Genomic DNA, 16,053 nt, shown 5'->3' on the forward strand with positions numbered 1-16,053 from the left:
TCGGGGCTTCTGCGCCGCCGGTGACTTCAGCCTTGCAGCCCGGTACCGTGTGCAGGCGCGAACAGCGCCTTGCGGATCACCGCATGGACACCGAAATTGCCGTCCGCGACTTGCGTCACCGCGAAATCCACAGCCACGGACATAAGGCTCAGCGCCTCGTCCTCGGCGAGGCCGTAGGCGTCCATCAGGAAGCGGCGCGCCTGCCGGAAGGCGCTGCGCATGGCGAGATCGAGCGTCGAGCGGCTATAGACCTCCGACTGCGCAGCGCGGCCGAGCTCCTTCAGATAGTTGGTGTAGCTGAAGCCTTGCACGACGAAAGCGTCGTGTGTTTCGATCAGCGGCGCCGTCAGTCCGGCAAGCGCACCGCTGCCGGCCTCGCTCCGTTTGTGCAGACGCACGCGGATCGTCCCCGTCAGCGAGCATTCGAGCCCGGTCCCGTTGATCTCGCCGTCGCCTTGCGAGAAATGCCCGTCGCCGAGCGACAGAAGCGCGCCGGGAACCGCTACGGGCAGAAACAGGCGCGAGCCCTCGCTGGCCCGCCAGTTGTCGATGTTGCCGCCGAAGTAGCCGGGCGGGATGGTGTCGACGAGCTCGGATTCGCGCGGTGCGACGGCGACGAAGCCGAAATGCGGCCGTGCCGGGACCGAGACGCCCTTCAGGATGCCATCGACTGGCTGGACCGTTGCGGGATCGACGGGAATGCCGGGATAGTCGATCGTCTCGTGCCGGACGCCGAAGGGGTCGGTCTGCGGGGTCCAGACATAGGAGTAGAGAGGCCTTGCCTCGCGCGGGTCGCCGAGGTCGATCTCGTAGAGGGTGACCACCTCGCGCCGCCGCCCGCTCTCCAGCGGGTCGTGATACTGATAGCCCCACCAGGCCGAGACGTTGCTGGCAAAGGCCTTGCCGGCAAATGCGGGATTGCCGCACGGGCGCGGCGCGATATCGAGAAACTCCACCTCGAGCACGTCGCCGGGCTCGGCGCCCTCCACATGGATCGGCCCGGTGAGGATGTGAACCCCGAACCCCTCGCCGGCACCGCGCCCGAAGATCGAGGCGTTCATCGGGCCGGCGCCGCGCCGCTCGATCCGCTTGCCGTCCTTGCTCCAGGCGAACACGGCCTCCGCGGCAGGATCGCCCCTGATCAGCCGCTCCCAGTCGTCGCAGCCGTGCTGCGTCAGCGTTTCCACGCGAACGGCTTCGCCGGGCCCGATGCGCAGCACCGGCGGCAGGCTGCGGCTGAGAAATCCCCAATGCACGCTGGATGGCGAAATGGGCAGATGATGCATAGCCTGTGGCGGTTCGCTGGCGCGCGGCGGGATCGCGGCAGTGCGCAGCGGCGACGGCGGGTGCGGCAGGGATAGGGCACCGGCGGGCAACCCAGCCTGCCGCGCGACCGATCCGGCGGGCGTGCGTGCCGGCCGTCCGCGATTCAGGCGCACCGCGTCCTGCGCCCGCTCCTGCCGGCGCGCCTCGCGGGGCGACACACCGTACTGGGCGCTGAAAGCGCGCGAGAAATGCGCCTGGTCGCGAAAGCCCCAGCGCCAGGCGATCTCGGCGATGGCGTCGGCCGCATGCCGCGGATCGCAGAGATCGGTCCAACAGCGCTCGAGTCGCCGCCGCCGCAGATGGTCGGAAAAGGCTTCGCCGGCTTCCTCGAAGAGCCGCTGAAGATAGCGGACCGAGAGCCTCTCCTGGCGCGCGATGTCGGCAAGGGACAGGTCGGCGTCGCCGAGCCTTGCGCCGATAGCGGCGGTGACGCGGCGCATATGCGCGGTGCGCACGCTGCTCGCCGGCGCCTCGCCGCGGCGTCCCTCCGCCAGCAGTGCGCTGACGACCAGTTCCACCAGTGCATTCTCCATGCTGGCAAGATCGGCATCGTCCACGGCCTCGATATCGGGGCCGAGCATGCGCATCACCGGCCGCGCGGCCGCCGCGGCGCGGCTGGAGCCGAGCACGGTCGGCAACGCCACCGGCGCGCGGCCGAGACGCGATAACAGGCGCTGGCCGGGAAACAGCAGCAGCAGGATATCGAAGTCGGCTCGCCAGCCGATCGTCCAGTCTTCGGTCAGGTCGAGCACTACAAGATCGCTGTCGACGATCTCGGTACCGCGATCGCCGGTCTCGATGCGGCCGCGGCCGGAGAGTACGAGGACCAGGGCGAGCGTCGGCACGGTGCGGCCCGCAAGCGGCGCCAGCGTCTGGGCGCCAGCGCGGATGCGCGCCAGCCGCGCTCCCGATCCGGAGCGGCGGACCGCGACTTCGGCTGAGCCGAGGGAGGCTCCGACCGCCCGTGCAGTCAGCAGCGCACCCGCCAGCGCGTCGTTCCAGACGGCAGCGCGCGACGCCGCTGGGAAGGCGTCCAGAAGTGTGCGTGCCGCCCCCTGCTTCACTGCGCTTTGTCCCCACCTCATCACCGCCGACCGTACCGACCCGCACCGCAGTGACTTGCTTCCAGACGGCCAAAATTTTGCCTGGCCGTGTCAGCCGTTTCGGCGCCGCGGCGATCTCTCCGGCTGCAGCCGTTGCCGTGCCGACCTTAACGTATGTCATGGCGTTGCCAACGTCTTTTGCACGGTCTGTCATTGCTCATCGATTGAGCAGACACCCTGTTGCTGGTCCACCATCCCGTCCGTAGCCTCTTGCGGCGATATGCCAGCAAGGAGCCGCCGCATGTGCCAGGGCAACGACGTCAACTGTCCCGAATTCCGCCTCCACTACCGCATGTTCAAGGAAGAACTGAACGTCGAGCGGCGCAGCTTCCTGAAGTCGAGCTTCGCCGCCGGCGGCGGTGCCGCCGCATTGGCAGCCGGCGGCCTGTCGCTGGTCACGCCCGCGCTGGCACAGGCCTCTGCCGCCAAGCGGCCCGGCGCGCCGGCCTATCACTACCTGCCGGCCAATGCCGACACGGTGCATTGGGGCTATTTCTCAAAGAAGCTGAAGCCGCAGGTGGAGATCGATCCCGGCGACATCGTCACCATCGAGACGCTGACCCATCATGCCGGCGACGACCTCGAGCGCATGGTGACGGGCGATGAGGGCGCCGAGAGCGTCTTCCTGTGGACCAAGGACAAGAAGGGCGTCGACAGGCGCGGCGCCGGCCCGACCGATCCGAAGGTCTACAAGAAGGGCTCGGGCGAAGGCATGGGCGTGCACATCATGACGGGCCCTGTCTACGTGCGCGGCGCCGAACCCGGCGACATTCTGGAGGTGCGCATCCTCGACTGCGCACCCCGGCCGAGCGCCAATCCCGAGTTCAAGGGCAAGTCTTTCGGCTCCAACGCCGCGGCGAACTGGGGCTTCCACTACAACGACATGCTGGACGGCGCGAAGCGCGAGGTCGTCACCATCTACGAGGTCGACGCAACCGGCGGGCGCAGCTGGGCGCAGGCCGTCTATAATTTCAAATGGGTGCCGCAGGTCGATCCGTTCGGCGTCATGCACGAGACGATCGACTATCCCGGTGTTCCCGTCGATCACTCCAAGACGCAGCGCAACTACGATGCGCTGAAGGGCGTAAGGCTGCCGATCCGCCCGCATTTCGGCACGCTCGGTCTTGCGCCGGCAGAGGCGGACTATGTCGACACGGTCCCGCCGAGCTACACGGGCGGCAACATAGACAACTGGCGTATCGGCAAGGGCGCGGTGATGTACTACCCCGTTTCGGTGGAAGGCGCGCTTCTCTCCGTCGGCGATCCGCATGCTTCGCAGGGTGACAGCGAGCTCTGCGGCACGGCGATCGAGTGCTCGCTGACCGGCACATTCCAGCTGGTTCTGCACAAGAAGGCCGATCTGGCCGGCACGCCGCTGGAAGAACTCAACTATCCGATGCTGGAAACCAAGGACGAATGGCTCGTCCACGGCTTCTCCGTGTCGAACTACCTTGCCGAGCTCGGCGCCGACGCACAGTCGGAGATCTACAAGAAGTCGTCGGTGGATTCGGCGCTGCGCGACGCCTTCCGCAAGATGCGCCACTTCCTGATGACGACCAAGGGGCTGACCGAGGACGAGGCGATCTCGCTGATGTCGATCGGCGTCGACTTCGGCGTCACGCAGGTGGTCGACGGCAACTGGGGCTGCCATGCGATCGTGAAGAAGGACATCTTCGCCGCACGGGTCTGAGACGAGCGATCCGGGCGGCGTTCGCACCGCCCGGATCGCTGGAGGTCATGGCGCTCTAGAGGCGGCCGTCGAGGTAGCGGGTCAGCGTCTCGCGGCAGCCGACGCTCCACAGCGTTTCGAGCGCATGCGTGAATGCGGCGACATAGGCCGGATTCTCGGCCACGAGGCCGAAGATGTCGTCCATGGCGAGAAACGCCTTCGGATCGTCCTTGGCCGCCCGGGCGGCCGCCTGCAGCCGGTCCCAGTTGTCGTCGTTCGGCGCGATGGGCCGGCCGCTGTCGCTCTTACCGTAGCAGTAGCGGCACCAGAGCGCCGAGACGAGCGCCAGGCCGGTGACGGACTGCCCCGCCGCCAGCCGGTCCGCCGCCGACGGCAGGATGAACTTCGGCTGGCGGTTGGAGCCGTCGAGGCAGAGCCGCGAGACCGTGTCGCCGATCTTCGGGTTGGAGAAGCGCCGCTCGATCAGCGCGAAGTAGCTGGCGAGATCCGTGTCCGGCACCGGCGGCACCACGGGGATGATCTCCTCCTTCTCCACCTTGGCGAGGAAGGCGCGCACCAGTTCGTTCTCCATCGCCTCATGGACGAAGTGGATGTCCATCAGCGCCGCCGGATAGGCGATCGTCGCATGGCCGCCGTTGAGGATGCGGATCTTCATCAGCTCATAGGGCGCGACATCCTCCACGAAGGTCACGCCGACCTTCTCCAGCGCCGGTCGGCCGGAGGAGAAGCGATCCTCCATCACCCACTGCCGGAACTCCTCGCAGAAGACCGGCCATCCGTCGGAGACGCCGAAGTTCTGCTCCAGCAAGGCGCGCTCGCGATCGGAGGTCGCCGGCGTGATGCGGTCGACCATCGAGTTCGGGAAGGCGACGTTGGCGGCGATCCACTCGGCGAGCTCGGGATCGACCAGCGCGGCGAGGCCTCGCACGGCGTTCTCGGTCACGTGGCCGTTGCCCGGGATGTTGTCGCAGGACATCACGGTGAAGGGCGGCGTTCCGTCCGCGCGGCGGCGGCGCAGACCCGCAACGATGTAGCCGAAGACGGTGCGCGGCGTGTCGATCGCGCCGGCATCGCGGACGATGTCGGGATGATCCGGTGCGAAGCGCTGCGTCGCCGGATCGATGTAGTAGCCGCCCTCGGTGATGGTCAGCGAGACGATGCGGATAGCGGGATCGCTGAGGCGCGCGAGGATCGCGTCCGGATCGTTCGGCGAAAGGTAGTCGATCATCGCGGCGGTGACTCGCGCGCCCGTCTTGTCCGCCTCCTGCTCGACGACCGTGGTCAGCCAGTCCTGCTTCTCCAGCGTCTGCCGCATCGCTTCGTCGGAGGGGCGTACGCCGGCGCCCACAAGCGCCCAGTCATGGTCGCTGCCGGTGTTGAAGAGATCGTCCAGATAAACAGCCTGATGGGCGCGATGGAAATTGCCGACGCCGAAATGGACAATGCCGCCGGTGAGGCTGCTGGCGGCGTAACGCGGGCGCTCGATGGTGTCGGGGAGAGTGGAGAGAGTTTCGGCCGAGAGATGAACGGTCACGTCTTTCAAGTCCTCCGTCGGCGGCAGCGCCGATGCGCCGGTGTTCTGGTCGCAGGCGCGGTTCTTGGCAAGATACTCGCATCCGCATCGGTCCGCCCTTGGCGCAGGCGGATATCCGGTGTTCTCTAGACAATTGCCGAATGCCGCGTTTTGTCCATATGGCAGGGCTGGATCCGAATCGGAGACGCGGATCGTTCGCCGGCAAAAAAGCGGGTGCTTTGTCGGGACGGCATGGACTGCCATCCTGTCGTCACGGCTGCCGGCCGGCAGGAGCAGTAGAGAGGAAGTGCGTTGGGCGCCAAGAGTTTGCGTGTTGGAATCATTGGCGTCGGAAACTGCGCATCGTCCTTTGTCCAGGGGCTGAGCTACTACGGAGATACGCGCTCCAACGAACCCGTCCCCGGCCTGATGAACGTCGATGTCGGCGGCTACGGGATCGGCGACATCGTGATTTCATCGGCCTTCGACATCAATGCGGCCAAGGTCGGACGCGATGTCGGCGAGGCGATCGTGGCATCCCCTAACAATACGGTGAACTTCGCGACCGTGGCGCCGACCGGCGTCAAGGTCGAGCGGGGACCGACGCTCGACGGCCTCGGCAAATATGTGCGCGACGAGATCGAGGAGTCCGACGCGCCGGTCGCGGACGTCGCCAAAATCCTCTCCGACAGCCGTACCGACGTCCTCGTTTCCTACCTTCCGGTCGGCTCGCAGCAGGCGGCGGAATGGTATGCCGAGCGCGCGCTCGAAGCCGGCTGCGCTTTCGTCAACTGCATGCCCGTGTTCATCGCGTCGAAGCCGGAATGGCGCAAGCGGTTCGAGGAACGCGGCCTGCCGATCATCGGCGACGACATCAAGAGCCAGGTCGGCGCGACCATCGTCCACCGCGTCCTCGCCAACCTCTTCAAGGAACGCGGCGTGCGGCTCGACCGCACCTATCAGCTCAATTTCGGCGGCAATACCGACTTCCAGAACATGCTGGAGCGCGAGCGGCTGGAATCGAAGAAGATCTCCAAGACGCAGGCGGTGACGAGCCAGGTCGGCGTGCCGCTGGAGCCGGGCAACATCCATGTCGGCCCGAGCGACCACATTCCGTGGCTGACCGACCGCAAGTGGGCCTATATCCGGCTCGAAGGCACTACTTTCGGCGGACTGCCCCTGAACGCCGAGCTGAAGCTCGAAGTCTGGGACTCGCCGAATTCGGCCGGCGTCGTCATCGATGCCGTGCGTTGCGCCAAGCTCGCGCTCGACCGCGGCATCGCCGGCGCGCTGATCGGACCGTCCAGCTACTTCATGAAGTCGCCGCCCGAGCAATTCGACGACACGGAGGCGCGCGAGCGCACGCTGCGCTTCATGGCAGGGGAAGACGAGGACGGCGCGGCGCTTTGAGCGACACGATCGTCCGGCTGATCCGGCACGCGGCTCACGGGCAGCTTGGCCACATCCTGACGGGTCGCATGCCGGGCATCGGCCTTTCGAAAGAGGGTGAAGCACAAGCGCGCGCGCTAGGTCGACGGATGGCTCGGCTGCCGATCACGGCGGTGCGGGTGAGCCCGCAGCAGCGCACCCGCGAGACCGCGGCGATCGCCTTTCCGCAGCTGGCGGACCGGCTCGCCGAGGATAGCGATCTCGCCGAGATCGACTTCGGCGCCTGGTCGGGTCAGAGTTTTGCCGAGCTCGAGGATGACCCGGCCTGGCGCCACTGGAACGAGGCCCGGGGGGAAGCCTCGACGCCGGCTGGCGAGACGATGAGCGGCGTCGCTGCGCGGATGCAGGGCGCCATCGCGCGGCTGCGCGACGGCAGGGAACGGCAAGTGGCGCTGGTGTCGCATTGCGATACGATCAAGGCGGTTGTCTGCCGGACGCTGGGTCTGCCCTTCTCACAGCTGCACCGGTTCGATATTGCGCCCGCATCGGTGACAACGCTCGTCGTCGGCGATTGGGGAGCCAAGCTCCTCGCGCTGAACGAGGTGAGCGAAGCGCAGGACCACGAACATCCCCGCATGGGAGACGACGGAGACATGGCATGATCGAAGCCGCGATGATCTGGAACGAGCCGAACAACAAGTCCCATTGGGACCTGGAGATCGATCCGGATTGGACGCTGTTCGCCGACATGGCCAAGGCTGCAGGCGCGGCCATTCACGCCGTCAACCCGGACATCGTCCGGGTGCTCGGCGGCATGTCGCCGATCGATCCCGCCTTCGTGCGGCGGCTGCAGGAGCAGGACGTGCTCGCCCATGTCGATGCGATCGCGGTGCATGGCTTTCCGCTCGACTGGAATCTCTGGTCCATTCATGAATGGCCCCAGAAGCTGGAGGAGATCCGTGCCGTCACCCATCTGCCCATCTGGGTCAGCGAGGTCGGCATCTCCACCTTCGGCGCCGAGGAGGTGCAGGTCTGGGGCCTCGACAAGACGGCGGAGCTCCTCGTCGGCCGCGCGCCGCGCATCCACTGGTACAGCCTCTACGACCTGCCGCAGAGCTGGGGAGCCACCACCCGCCACCGCGAGGCGGAGGGCTCGTCCTACTACCGTCACTTCTATATGGGCCTCATCCGCGAGGATGGCACGCCGAAGCCCTCGCTCGAAGCCTTCGGTCGCCATACGCCTGATCTCGGCATCTGCCAGTGGTTCCACTACCGGGACCCGCGCCTCGACGAGGGCGTTGCCTGGCTGAAGCGGCTCGGCGTCAAGCATGTGCGCACCGGCCTCTCCTGGGCCGACAGCTTCCGGGAGGATGCGATCGGCTGGTTCGACCGCCAGATGGAGGCGCTCCAGGACTTCGACGTCACCGTCACCTTCTGCTTCACGCCGGAGCATCGCGGCCTCGCGCCGCATCACAGCAGTCCGCCACAGGTGAAGGAGGAATATGCCGACTTCTGCGCCTCGATGATCGAGCGCTACGCGCCGCGCCGGACCGTTGCGGCGGCCGAGCCGGAATCCGCCCTCCCCGTCGGCTGATCCGTCCGGCCCTGCCTCAGAGACCTTGCCGATGCCGAGCGCCAATCCGCTTCTGACCGCAATGGCGGCGCCGCCCGTCGCACTGGCCGCCCGCTGGCGGGCCGCTTACGACGGGCGCAACGGGCCCTTGGTTGACCTCAGCCAGGCGGTGCCCGGCCATGCGCCGGCCCCTGAATTGCTGGCGCGCTTTGCGGCGGAGGGCGCGACCGCGGCGGCGGCCCGCTACGGGCTCATCCTTGGCGATCCTGCCCTGCGGGACGCCTATGGAGCTGAGGTTGCCCGCCTCTACGGCGCAGGCATCACCGCCGCAAACGTCGCCATCACCGCCGGCTGCAACCAGGCCTTCTTTGCCGCCATCATCGCGGTGGCGCGTGCCGGCGACGCCGTCGTGCTGCCGACACCTTGGTACTTCAATCACAAGATGACGCTGGACATGCTCGGCATCGAGGCGCGGCCGCTGCCCCTCTCGGCTGAGACCGGCTTCATCCCGAGCGCGGATGCGCTGGAGCAGGTACTGGACGATCGCGTCAAAGCGGTGGTCCTCGTCACGCCGAACAATCCGACCGGCGCCATCTACCCACCCGAGACCATCGCGGCGATCCATGCGCTCTGTCGCCGCCGCGACCTCTGGCTGATCCTCGACGAGACGTATCGCGACTTCCTGCCGGCGGGCAATCCGCGGCCGCACGCGCTGTTTGCCGATGGCGGGTGGGGCGAGAATGTCGTCAGCCTCTACAGCTTCTCCAAGTCCTATGCGATTCCCGGGCATCGGCTCGGCGCCATGCTGGCGGGACCGTCGATGCTGCCGCAGATCGAGAAGGTCGTCGACAGCATGCAGATCTGCGCGCCGCGGCCCGCTCAGGCGACGATCGCGCCGGCGATCGAGAGCCTCGCCGAGTGGCGCGCGGGCATGGCCGGCGAAATTGCGGAGCGCGCGGAGGTCTTCCGGGAGGTGATGGCTACCCTGCCCGACTGGCGTCTGGAGCAGATCGGCGCCTATTTCGCCTTCATCCGCCATCCCTACGAAGGTCGCGACGCCCGCTCGGTCGCCGAGCACCTCGCCCGGGATCTCGGGATCATCACCCTGCCCGGCAGCTTCTTCGGCGAAGGGCAAGAACAGCACCTTCGCATTGCCTTTGCCAATGTGGATGTAGCGGCCATCGGCCGCTTCGGCGAACGGCTGGCTGCCGACGACTGGCCGGCGGCAGGGTAAATCCCTTTTGATGCGGGCGGCGGACGTATTGTACCGCCGGCCTCGGAACGCTCCGGACTTTGGAACGGTTACAAGCTGAAGGCCTGAGGGCCGCTGCTTCGATCGCATCCGAGAGGTTCGATGCCCGAGATGACTTTTGCCAGCGCTGCGCCGGACGAGATCCCGATCAGCCTTACCATCAACGGCCAGCTCCACAGGCTGGATGTCACGCCCTGGACGTCGCTGCTCGACCTTCTGCGCGAGACGCTGCATCTCACCGGCACCAAGAAGGGCTGCGACCACGGCCAGTGCGGCGCCTGCACCGTGCTCGTCGACGGCACGCGCATCAATTCCTGCCTTGCGCTTGCCGTGATGAAGGACGGGGCCGAAATCACCACGATCGAAGGCCTCGGCACGCCGGACAATCTCCACCCGCTGCAGGCCGCCTTCGTCGAGCACGACGCGTTCCAATGCGGCTACTGCACGCCCGGCCAGATCTGCTCGGCGGTTGGCATGATGAGCGAGGGACACGCCTCGACCCGCGCCGAGATCCGCGAGCTGATGAGCGGCAATCTGTGCCGCTGCGGGGCGTACACCAATATCGTCGACGCCATCGAGGACGTCATGCAGGATGGCCGCCCGGCGGTCCGGGAGGCCGCGGAATGACGCCCTTCGCCTATGTCCGCCCGACCAGCGTTGCGGAGGCCGTTGCTGCGGTCGGCAGCAGCGGCACCGCCCGCTTCATCGCCGGCGGCACCAATCTCGTCGACCTGATGCGCTACGACGTCGAGACGCCGCAGACGCTGGTCGACATCACCCGGCTTCCGCTGAAGACGATCGAGGATGCCGAAAACGGCGGCGTCGTGATCGGCGCGCTCGTCTCCAACGCGGACCTTGCCTATGACGAGCGCATCCAGCGGGATTATCCGCTGCTTTCGAGCGCGATCCTCGCGGGCGCCTCGGGACAGCTGCGCAACGCCGCGTCCACCGGCGGCAACCTCCTGCAGCGGACACGCTGCTACTACTTCTACGATGTAGCCACGCCCTGCAATAAGCGCGAGCCCGGCAGCGGCTGCCCGGCGATCGGCGGCGTCAACCGCATCCATGCCATCCTCGGCGCGAGCGAGCACTGCATCGCGACGCACCCGTCCGACATGTGCGTGGCGCTGGCGGCCCTGGAAGCCGTGGTCCATGTCACCGGACCGGAGGGCGAACGCCGCATTCCGTTTGCGGAGTTCCACCGGCTGCCCGGCGACCGGCCGCAGGACGACAACACGCTGAAGCATGGGGAGATGGTCACGGCGGTCGCGCTGCCGGCGCCGCGCTTCGGCGCGCACCACACCTATCTGAAACTGCGCGACCGCCTGTCCTATGCCTTTGCGCTCGTCTCGGTCGCCGCCGGCCTCGACATGGCGGACGGGCGCATCACGGATGCCCGGATCGCGCTGGGCGGCGTTGCCCACAAACCCTGGCGCGACGAGGCGGCCGAAGCCCTGTTGAAGGGCCAGGCTCCCTCACCGGCCATCTTTGCCGCCGCGGCCGATCACATCCTGCGCGACGCCAAGGGCCAGGGGGACAACAACTTCAAGATCGATCTCGCCCGCCGCGCGATCCAGCGCGCCCTCGAGCAGGCTGCCGCGGGAACGCCGCAGGTGCAGGCTGAGAAGCGCGTGAACTGACGGGAAGGCTGACCCTATGTCCAATACCGAAGCTTTTGTCGGCCGCCCGCAGAGCCGCGTCGACGGCCCGCTGAAGGTCAGCGGCACCGCGACCTACGTCGCCGAATTCGGCGCCGAGGATCTTCTTCATGCGGTCGTCGTGTCCGGTGCCATCGCCAAGGGCCGCATCACCTCGATCGATACTGCCGCAGCCCTCAAGGTGCCCGGCGTCATCGAGATCTTCACCCATGAGAACCGGCCGCGCACCGCCTGGTTCGACTACAAGTACCGCGACGAGGTCGCGCCTCCGGGCAGCCCGCTGCGACCACTCTACGACGCGTCGATCAGCTATAGCGGCCAGCCGGTCGCGCTCGTTGTCGCCGAGACGCTGCAGGTGGCGCAGTACGCCGCGTCGCTGGTGGAGGTCAGCTACGAGGCCGAGCCGGCCGTCGTCGATGTCGCGGAGGTGCTCGGCGAAGCCTACGTGCCGAAGCAGAAGCGCAGCGGCATCTCGCCTCCGCCGAAGCCTCGCGGCGACGCCGATGGCGCCTTCCTCGCGGCGCCGATCCGGCTGGAGCACGAGTACCGTGTCGCCGTCGAGCACCACAATCCGATGGAGATGCACGCCACCACGGTCGTCTGGGAAGGCGACGGCAAGCTCACCGTCCACGACAAGATCCAGGGTGCGCAGAACAGCCACGGCTACATCACCAGCGTCTTCGGCCTTTCTGCCGACGACGTGCGGGTCCACAGCCCCTATATCGGCGGCGCCTTTGGTTCGGGCCTCAGGCCGCAGTACCAGCTCTTCCTCGCGGTCATGGCGAGCCTGCAGCTGGAGCGCTCGGTGAAGCTGGTGCTCACCCGCGACCAGATGTTCACCTTCTCCTATCGGCCGGACGCCATCCAGCGCGTCGCGCTTGCCGCCGACAAAACCGGCCGCCTGCAGGCGGTGCGGCACGAGGCGGTGATGGGGACATCGCGGCACGAAGACTACCAGGAGGTCGTCGTCAACTGGTCGGGCCTGCTCTACAGCTGCGACAATGTCCGTCTCGACTACAAGCTGGCGCAGATCGATACCCATACGCCCGCCGACATGCGGGCGCCGGGTGCGACGCTCGGCGTCTATGCGCTGGAATCGGCGATGGACGAGCTCGCTTATGCCGCCGGCATCGACCCGATCGAACTCAGGCTGATCAACTTCGCCGACAAGGACGAGAACGAGAACAAGCCCTTCTCCTCCAAGGAGCTGCGTGCCTGCTACGCCCAGGGTGCCGATCGCATCGGCTGGAGCCGCCGCAATCCGGTGCCGCGCTCCATGCACGAGGGCCGCGAGCTGGTTGGCCTCGGCATGGCGACCGGCTGCTGGGAAGCGCAGATGCAGAAGACCAGCGCGCGTGCCGTGCTTACCGCCAATGGCCATCTGGAAGTCTCCAGCGCGACGGCTGACATCGGCACCGGCACCTATACGATCATGACGCAGATCGCCGCCGACGCGCTCGGCCTGCCGTTGGAGAGCGTCACCGCCGTCATCGGCGACTCCTCGCTTCCGACGGCGCCGGTCGAGGGCGGCTCCTGGGCTGCCGCCTCGACGGGAACGGCGGTGCGTGCCGCCTGCCACGCGCTCCGCCAGACGCTGCTCGACGCTGCCGCCGGCATCGACGGATCGCCGCTTGCCGGCGCCACCCTCGACCAGGTGACGTTTCAGAACGGCCGCATCGCCTTCATCGCCGATCCCGTGATGAGCGTGTCCATCGGCGAGGCCATGCAGGCGACCGGCAAGGAGCGCATCGAAGCAGAGGAAACCGCCAGCCCCGACATGAAGGCGATGGCGACCTATTCCTCCTACACGCATTCGGCGATCTTCGCCGAGGTGCGCGTCGACGAGGAGCTCGGCATCGTCCGGGTGACGCGCATCGTCAACGCGGTCGCTGCAGGCAAGATCCTCAACCCGAAGACAGCCCGGAGCCAGATTCTGGGCGGTGTCGTGATGGGCATCGGCATGGCGCTGCACGAGGAGTCGATCCCCGACAAGAACCTCGGTCGCTTCATGAACCACAACTTTGCCGAATATCACGTCCCCGCCCATGCTGACGTCGAGGACATCGACGTTATCTTTGTCGAGGAAGAGGACGACATGCTGAACCCGCTCGGCATCAAGGGGCTTGGCGAGATCGGCATCGTGGGGACGGCGGCGGCGATCGCCAATGCCATCCATCACGCGACGGGGCGGCGGGTGCGGCACCTGCCGATCACGCTCGACAAGCTCCTTTAGGTCAGATGGAGGCCGGCATGGCCGAGCAGATACCGCTATCAGACGACGCGAGCGCCCTTGATCCGGCGCTCGATGCGGCACGCGACGACCATACGCACGAGATCGCGCCGAACCTCGCCTACCGCCGCCTCGGCATCGTAAATGTCGTCTTCGTCGGTGTCCCCGGGGCACGTGACCGCGAATGGGTGCTGATCGACGCCGGCCTCCCCGGCACAAGGACCTTCATCACGAGCGCGGCGGCGCAGCGCTTCGACGGCGGCGCACGGCCGGCCGCGATCGTGATGACGCATGGTCACTTCGACCATGTCGGTGCGCTCGAGGATCTGGCGGAGGAATGGGACGTCCCTGTCTATGCCCACCGGCTGGAGCGCCCTTATCTCGACGGCAGCGCCTCCTATCCGCCGGGCGATCCGAGCGTCGGTGGCGGGCTGATGGCTGCGGTCGCGCGCTTCTATCCCCGTGGACCGGTCGATGTCGGAACCCGGCTGCGTGACCTGCCCGATGACGGCAGCATCCCTTGCATGCCCGGCTGGCGCTGGATCCATACGCCGGGCCACAGCGTCGGGCACGTGTCCTTCTTTCGCGACAGCGACCGGGCGCTGATCGCCGGCGATGCCTTCATCACCACCGAGCAGGAATCGGCCTATGCCGTCGCCGTGCAGAAGGCGGAGATGCACGGGCCGCCGGCCTACTACACGATCGAGTGGGACAAGGCGCGGGCATCGGTGGCAAAGCTCGCGGCGCTGGAACCATCCGTCGTCATCACCGGCCACGGCCAGGCGATGAAGGGACCGGAGATGCGGCGGGCGCTGACCCGACTCGCTGCCGATTTCGACACGATCGCCGTCCCGGCAACCGGCCGCTATCTGGCCGAACCAGCACGTGCGGAGGACGGCAGCGCCTATTGCGATCTGGGCTGAAGGGACGGCACGTCCCTCTCTCCCAGCCTTGACGCCCCTCGCCTGCGCATCGAAACGGACGCACGCCGTCCATCCGTTTCGATGCGCAGGCAGCTAACGGTTTCCGCTCTCCTCTAGAGGAACGCCCGCGGCAAACGCCCCGTTTGCCAACCACGACTGTCGTCCTTCCGCGACATCATTGACGCATGGCACGCGCCGACGTGCCTCTTCAGGGAGCCCTCCATGAAAGCACTGACCTGGCACGGCAAAGGCGACATGCGCTGCGAAAGCGTGGACGACCCGAAGATCGAGCATGAGCGTGACGCCATCATCAAGGTCACGGCCTGCGCGATCTGCGGCTCCGACCTGCATATCTATGACGGCGTCATTCCCACCATGGAGAGCGGCGACGTCATCGGCCACGAGGCCATGGGCGAGGTGGTCGAGGTCGGTTCCGGCGCCAAGGGCAAGCTGAAGGTCGGCGACCGGGTGGTGGTGCCCTTCACCATCTCATGCGGCGAGTGCTTCTTCTGCAAGCGCGGCTATTTCTCCGGCTGCGAGCGTTCCAATCCGAACCGCGAGATCGCCGCCAAGGCCTGGGGCAATTCGCCGGCCGGCCTGTTCGGCTACTCGCACATGCTCGGCGGCTATGCCGGCGGCCAGGCGGAATATCTGCGGGTGCCTTACGCCGATGTCGGGCCGATCAAGGTGCCGGACGGCCTGACGGACGAGCAGGTCCTGTTCCTCTCCGATATTTTCCCTACCGGCTACATGGGCGCCGATTTCTGCGAGATCAAAGGCGGCGAGACGATCGCCATCTGGGGCTGCGGGCCCGTGGGCCAGATGTCGATCCGCTCCGCCTTCCTTCTCGGGGCCGAGCGCGTGATCGCGATCGACACTGTGCCGGAGCGTCTCGCCATGGCGCGCGATGCCGGTGCGATCACCGTCGATTTCCACGAAGAGGATGTCTACGACCGCATCATGGAGCTGACGAACGGGCGGGGCGCTGATGCCACGATCGACGCCGTCGGCACCGAAGCGGACGGCACGGCGAGCTTCGATTCCGTCATCGACCGCGTGAAGATGGCGACCTTCATGGGCACCGACCGTCCACACGTGCTGCGCCAGGCGATCCACTGCACGCGCAACTTCGGCATCGTGTCGGTGATCGGCGTCTATGGCGGCTTCCTCGACAAGATCCCGTTCGGATCGGCGATCAACCGCGGCCTCACCTTTAAGATGGCCCAGACGCCGGTGCAGCGTTACCTGCCGCTTCTCCTGGATCGCGTCCAGAAGGGAGAGATCGACCCCTCCTTCGTCATCACCCACCGCGCGACGCTGGAAGAGGGCCCGGACCTCTACAAGACGTTCCGCGACAAGAAGGACGGCTGCATCAAGGTGGTGCTGCGCCCGTAAG

At 67.0% G+C, this 16,053-nt stretch carries 12 protein-coding genes; 10 read left to right on the forward strand and 2 right to left on the reverse strand.

Annotated features, from left to right (window positions below):
* Nucleotides 1-26: 26 nt before the first annotated feature.
* Nucleotides 27-2,390, reverse strand: coding sequence for an acetamidase/formamidase family protein (locus C0R46_RS12340; protein ID WP_245413555.1), 2,364 nt, complete (start codon nt 2,388-2,390; stop codon nt 27-29).
* A 280-nt stretch (nt 2,391-2,670) separates the two neighbouring features.
* On the opposite strand from C0R46_RS12340, the gene C0R46_RS12345 reads away from it, so the two are divergent.
* Nucleotides 2,671-4,119, forward strand: coding sequence for an acetamidase/formamidase family protein (locus C0R46_RS12345; protein WP_102959942.1), 1,449 nt, complete (start codon nt 2,671-2,673; stop codon nt 4,117-4,119).
* A 55-nt stretch (nt 4,120-4,174) separates the two neighbouring features.
* Here C0R46_RS12345 and C0R46_RS12350 read toward each other — a convergent pair whose 3' ends face one another.
* Entirely contained in the window at nt 4,175-5,653 is a 1,479-nt protein-coding gene (locus C0R46_RS12350; RefSeq protein ID WP_102960031.1) for a mannitol dehydrogenase family protein, read from the reverse strand.
* A 291-nt stretch (nt 5,654-5,944) separates the two neighbouring features.
* Here C0R46_RS12350 and C0R46_RS12355 point away from each other — a divergent pair, with 291 nt between their 5' ends.
* From C0R46_RS12355 to C0R46_RS12395, 9 genes are all read left to right on the forward strand, one after another.
* Nucleotides 5,945-7,042 (forward strand): inositol-3-phosphate synthase, encoded by a 1,098-nt coding sequence (locus C0R46_RS12355; protein WP_102959943.1) that lies wholly within the window; start codon nt 5,945-5,947, stop codon nt 7,040-7,042.
* Entirely contained in the window at nt 7,039-7,683 is a 645-nt protein-coding gene (locus C0R46_RS12360; RefSeq protein ID WP_342586510.1) for a histidine phosphatase family protein, read from the forward strand. The genes C0R46_RS12355 and C0R46_RS12360 overlap by 4 nt, the downstream gene beginning before the upstream one ends.
* The gene (locus C0R46_RS12365; protein ID WP_102959944.1) at nt 7,680-8,615 is read left to right on the forward strand and encodes a glycoside hydrolase 5 family protein; all 936 of its coding nucleotides are present in this window, start codon (nt 7,680-7,682) and stop codon (nt 8,613-8,615) included. Before C0R46_RS12360 ends, C0R46_RS12365 begins: the two co-directional genes overlap by 4 nt.
* A gap of 31 nt (nt 8,616-8,646) precedes the next feature.
* The gene (locus tag C0R46_RS12370; protein WP_102959945.1) at nt 8,647-9,828 is read left to right on the forward strand and encodes an aminotransferase; all 1,182 of its coding nucleotides are present in this window, start codon (nt 8,647-8,649) and stop codon (nt 9,826-9,828) included.
* Nucleotides 9,829-9,948: 120 nt separating this feature from the next.
* The gene (locus C0R46_RS12375) at nt 9,949-10,473 is read left to right on the forward strand and encodes a (2Fe-2S)-binding protein (RefSeq protein WP_102959946.1); all 525 of its coding nucleotides are present in this window, start codon (nt 9,949-9,951) and stop codon (nt 10,471-10,473) included.
* Nucleotides 10,470-11,486 (forward strand): FAD binding domain-containing protein, encoded by a 1,017-nt coding sequence (locus C0R46_RS12380; protein WP_102959947.1) that lies wholly within the window; start codon nt 10,470-10,472, stop codon nt 11,484-11,486. Before C0R46_RS12375 ends, C0R46_RS12380 begins: the two co-directional genes overlap by 4 nt.
* 16 nt (nt 11,487-11,502) lie before the next feature.
* Nucleotides 11,503-13,737: a xanthine dehydrogenase family protein molybdopterin-binding subunit gene (locus tag C0R46_RS12385; protein ID WP_102959948.1), complete on the forward strand. Its 2,235-nt coding sequence runs from the start codon at nt 11,503-11,505 to the stop codon at nt 13,735-13,737.
* A gap of 17 nt (nt 13,738-13,754) precedes the next feature.
* Nucleotides 13,755-14,657, forward strand: coding sequence for an MBL fold metallo-hydrolase (locus C0R46_RS12390; RefSeq protein ID WP_102960033.1), 903 nt, complete (start codon nt 13,755-13,757; stop codon nt 14,655-14,657).
* A 222-nt stretch (nt 14,658-14,879) separates the two neighbouring features.
* Nucleotides 14,880-16,052 (forward strand): zinc-dependent alcohol dehydrogenase, encoded by a 1,173-nt coding sequence (locus C0R46_RS12395; protein ID WP_102959949.1) that lies wholly within the window; start codon nt 14,880-14,882, stop codon nt 16,050-16,052.
* Nucleotide 16,053: the final 1 nt, after the last annotated feature.

Origin of the sequence: Mangrovicella endophytica, from assembly GCF_002893625.1 — a bacterium.
Classification (GTDB): Bacteria; Pseudomonadota; Alphaproteobacteria; order Rhizobiales; family Rhizobiaceae; genus Mangrovicella; species Mangrovicella endophytica.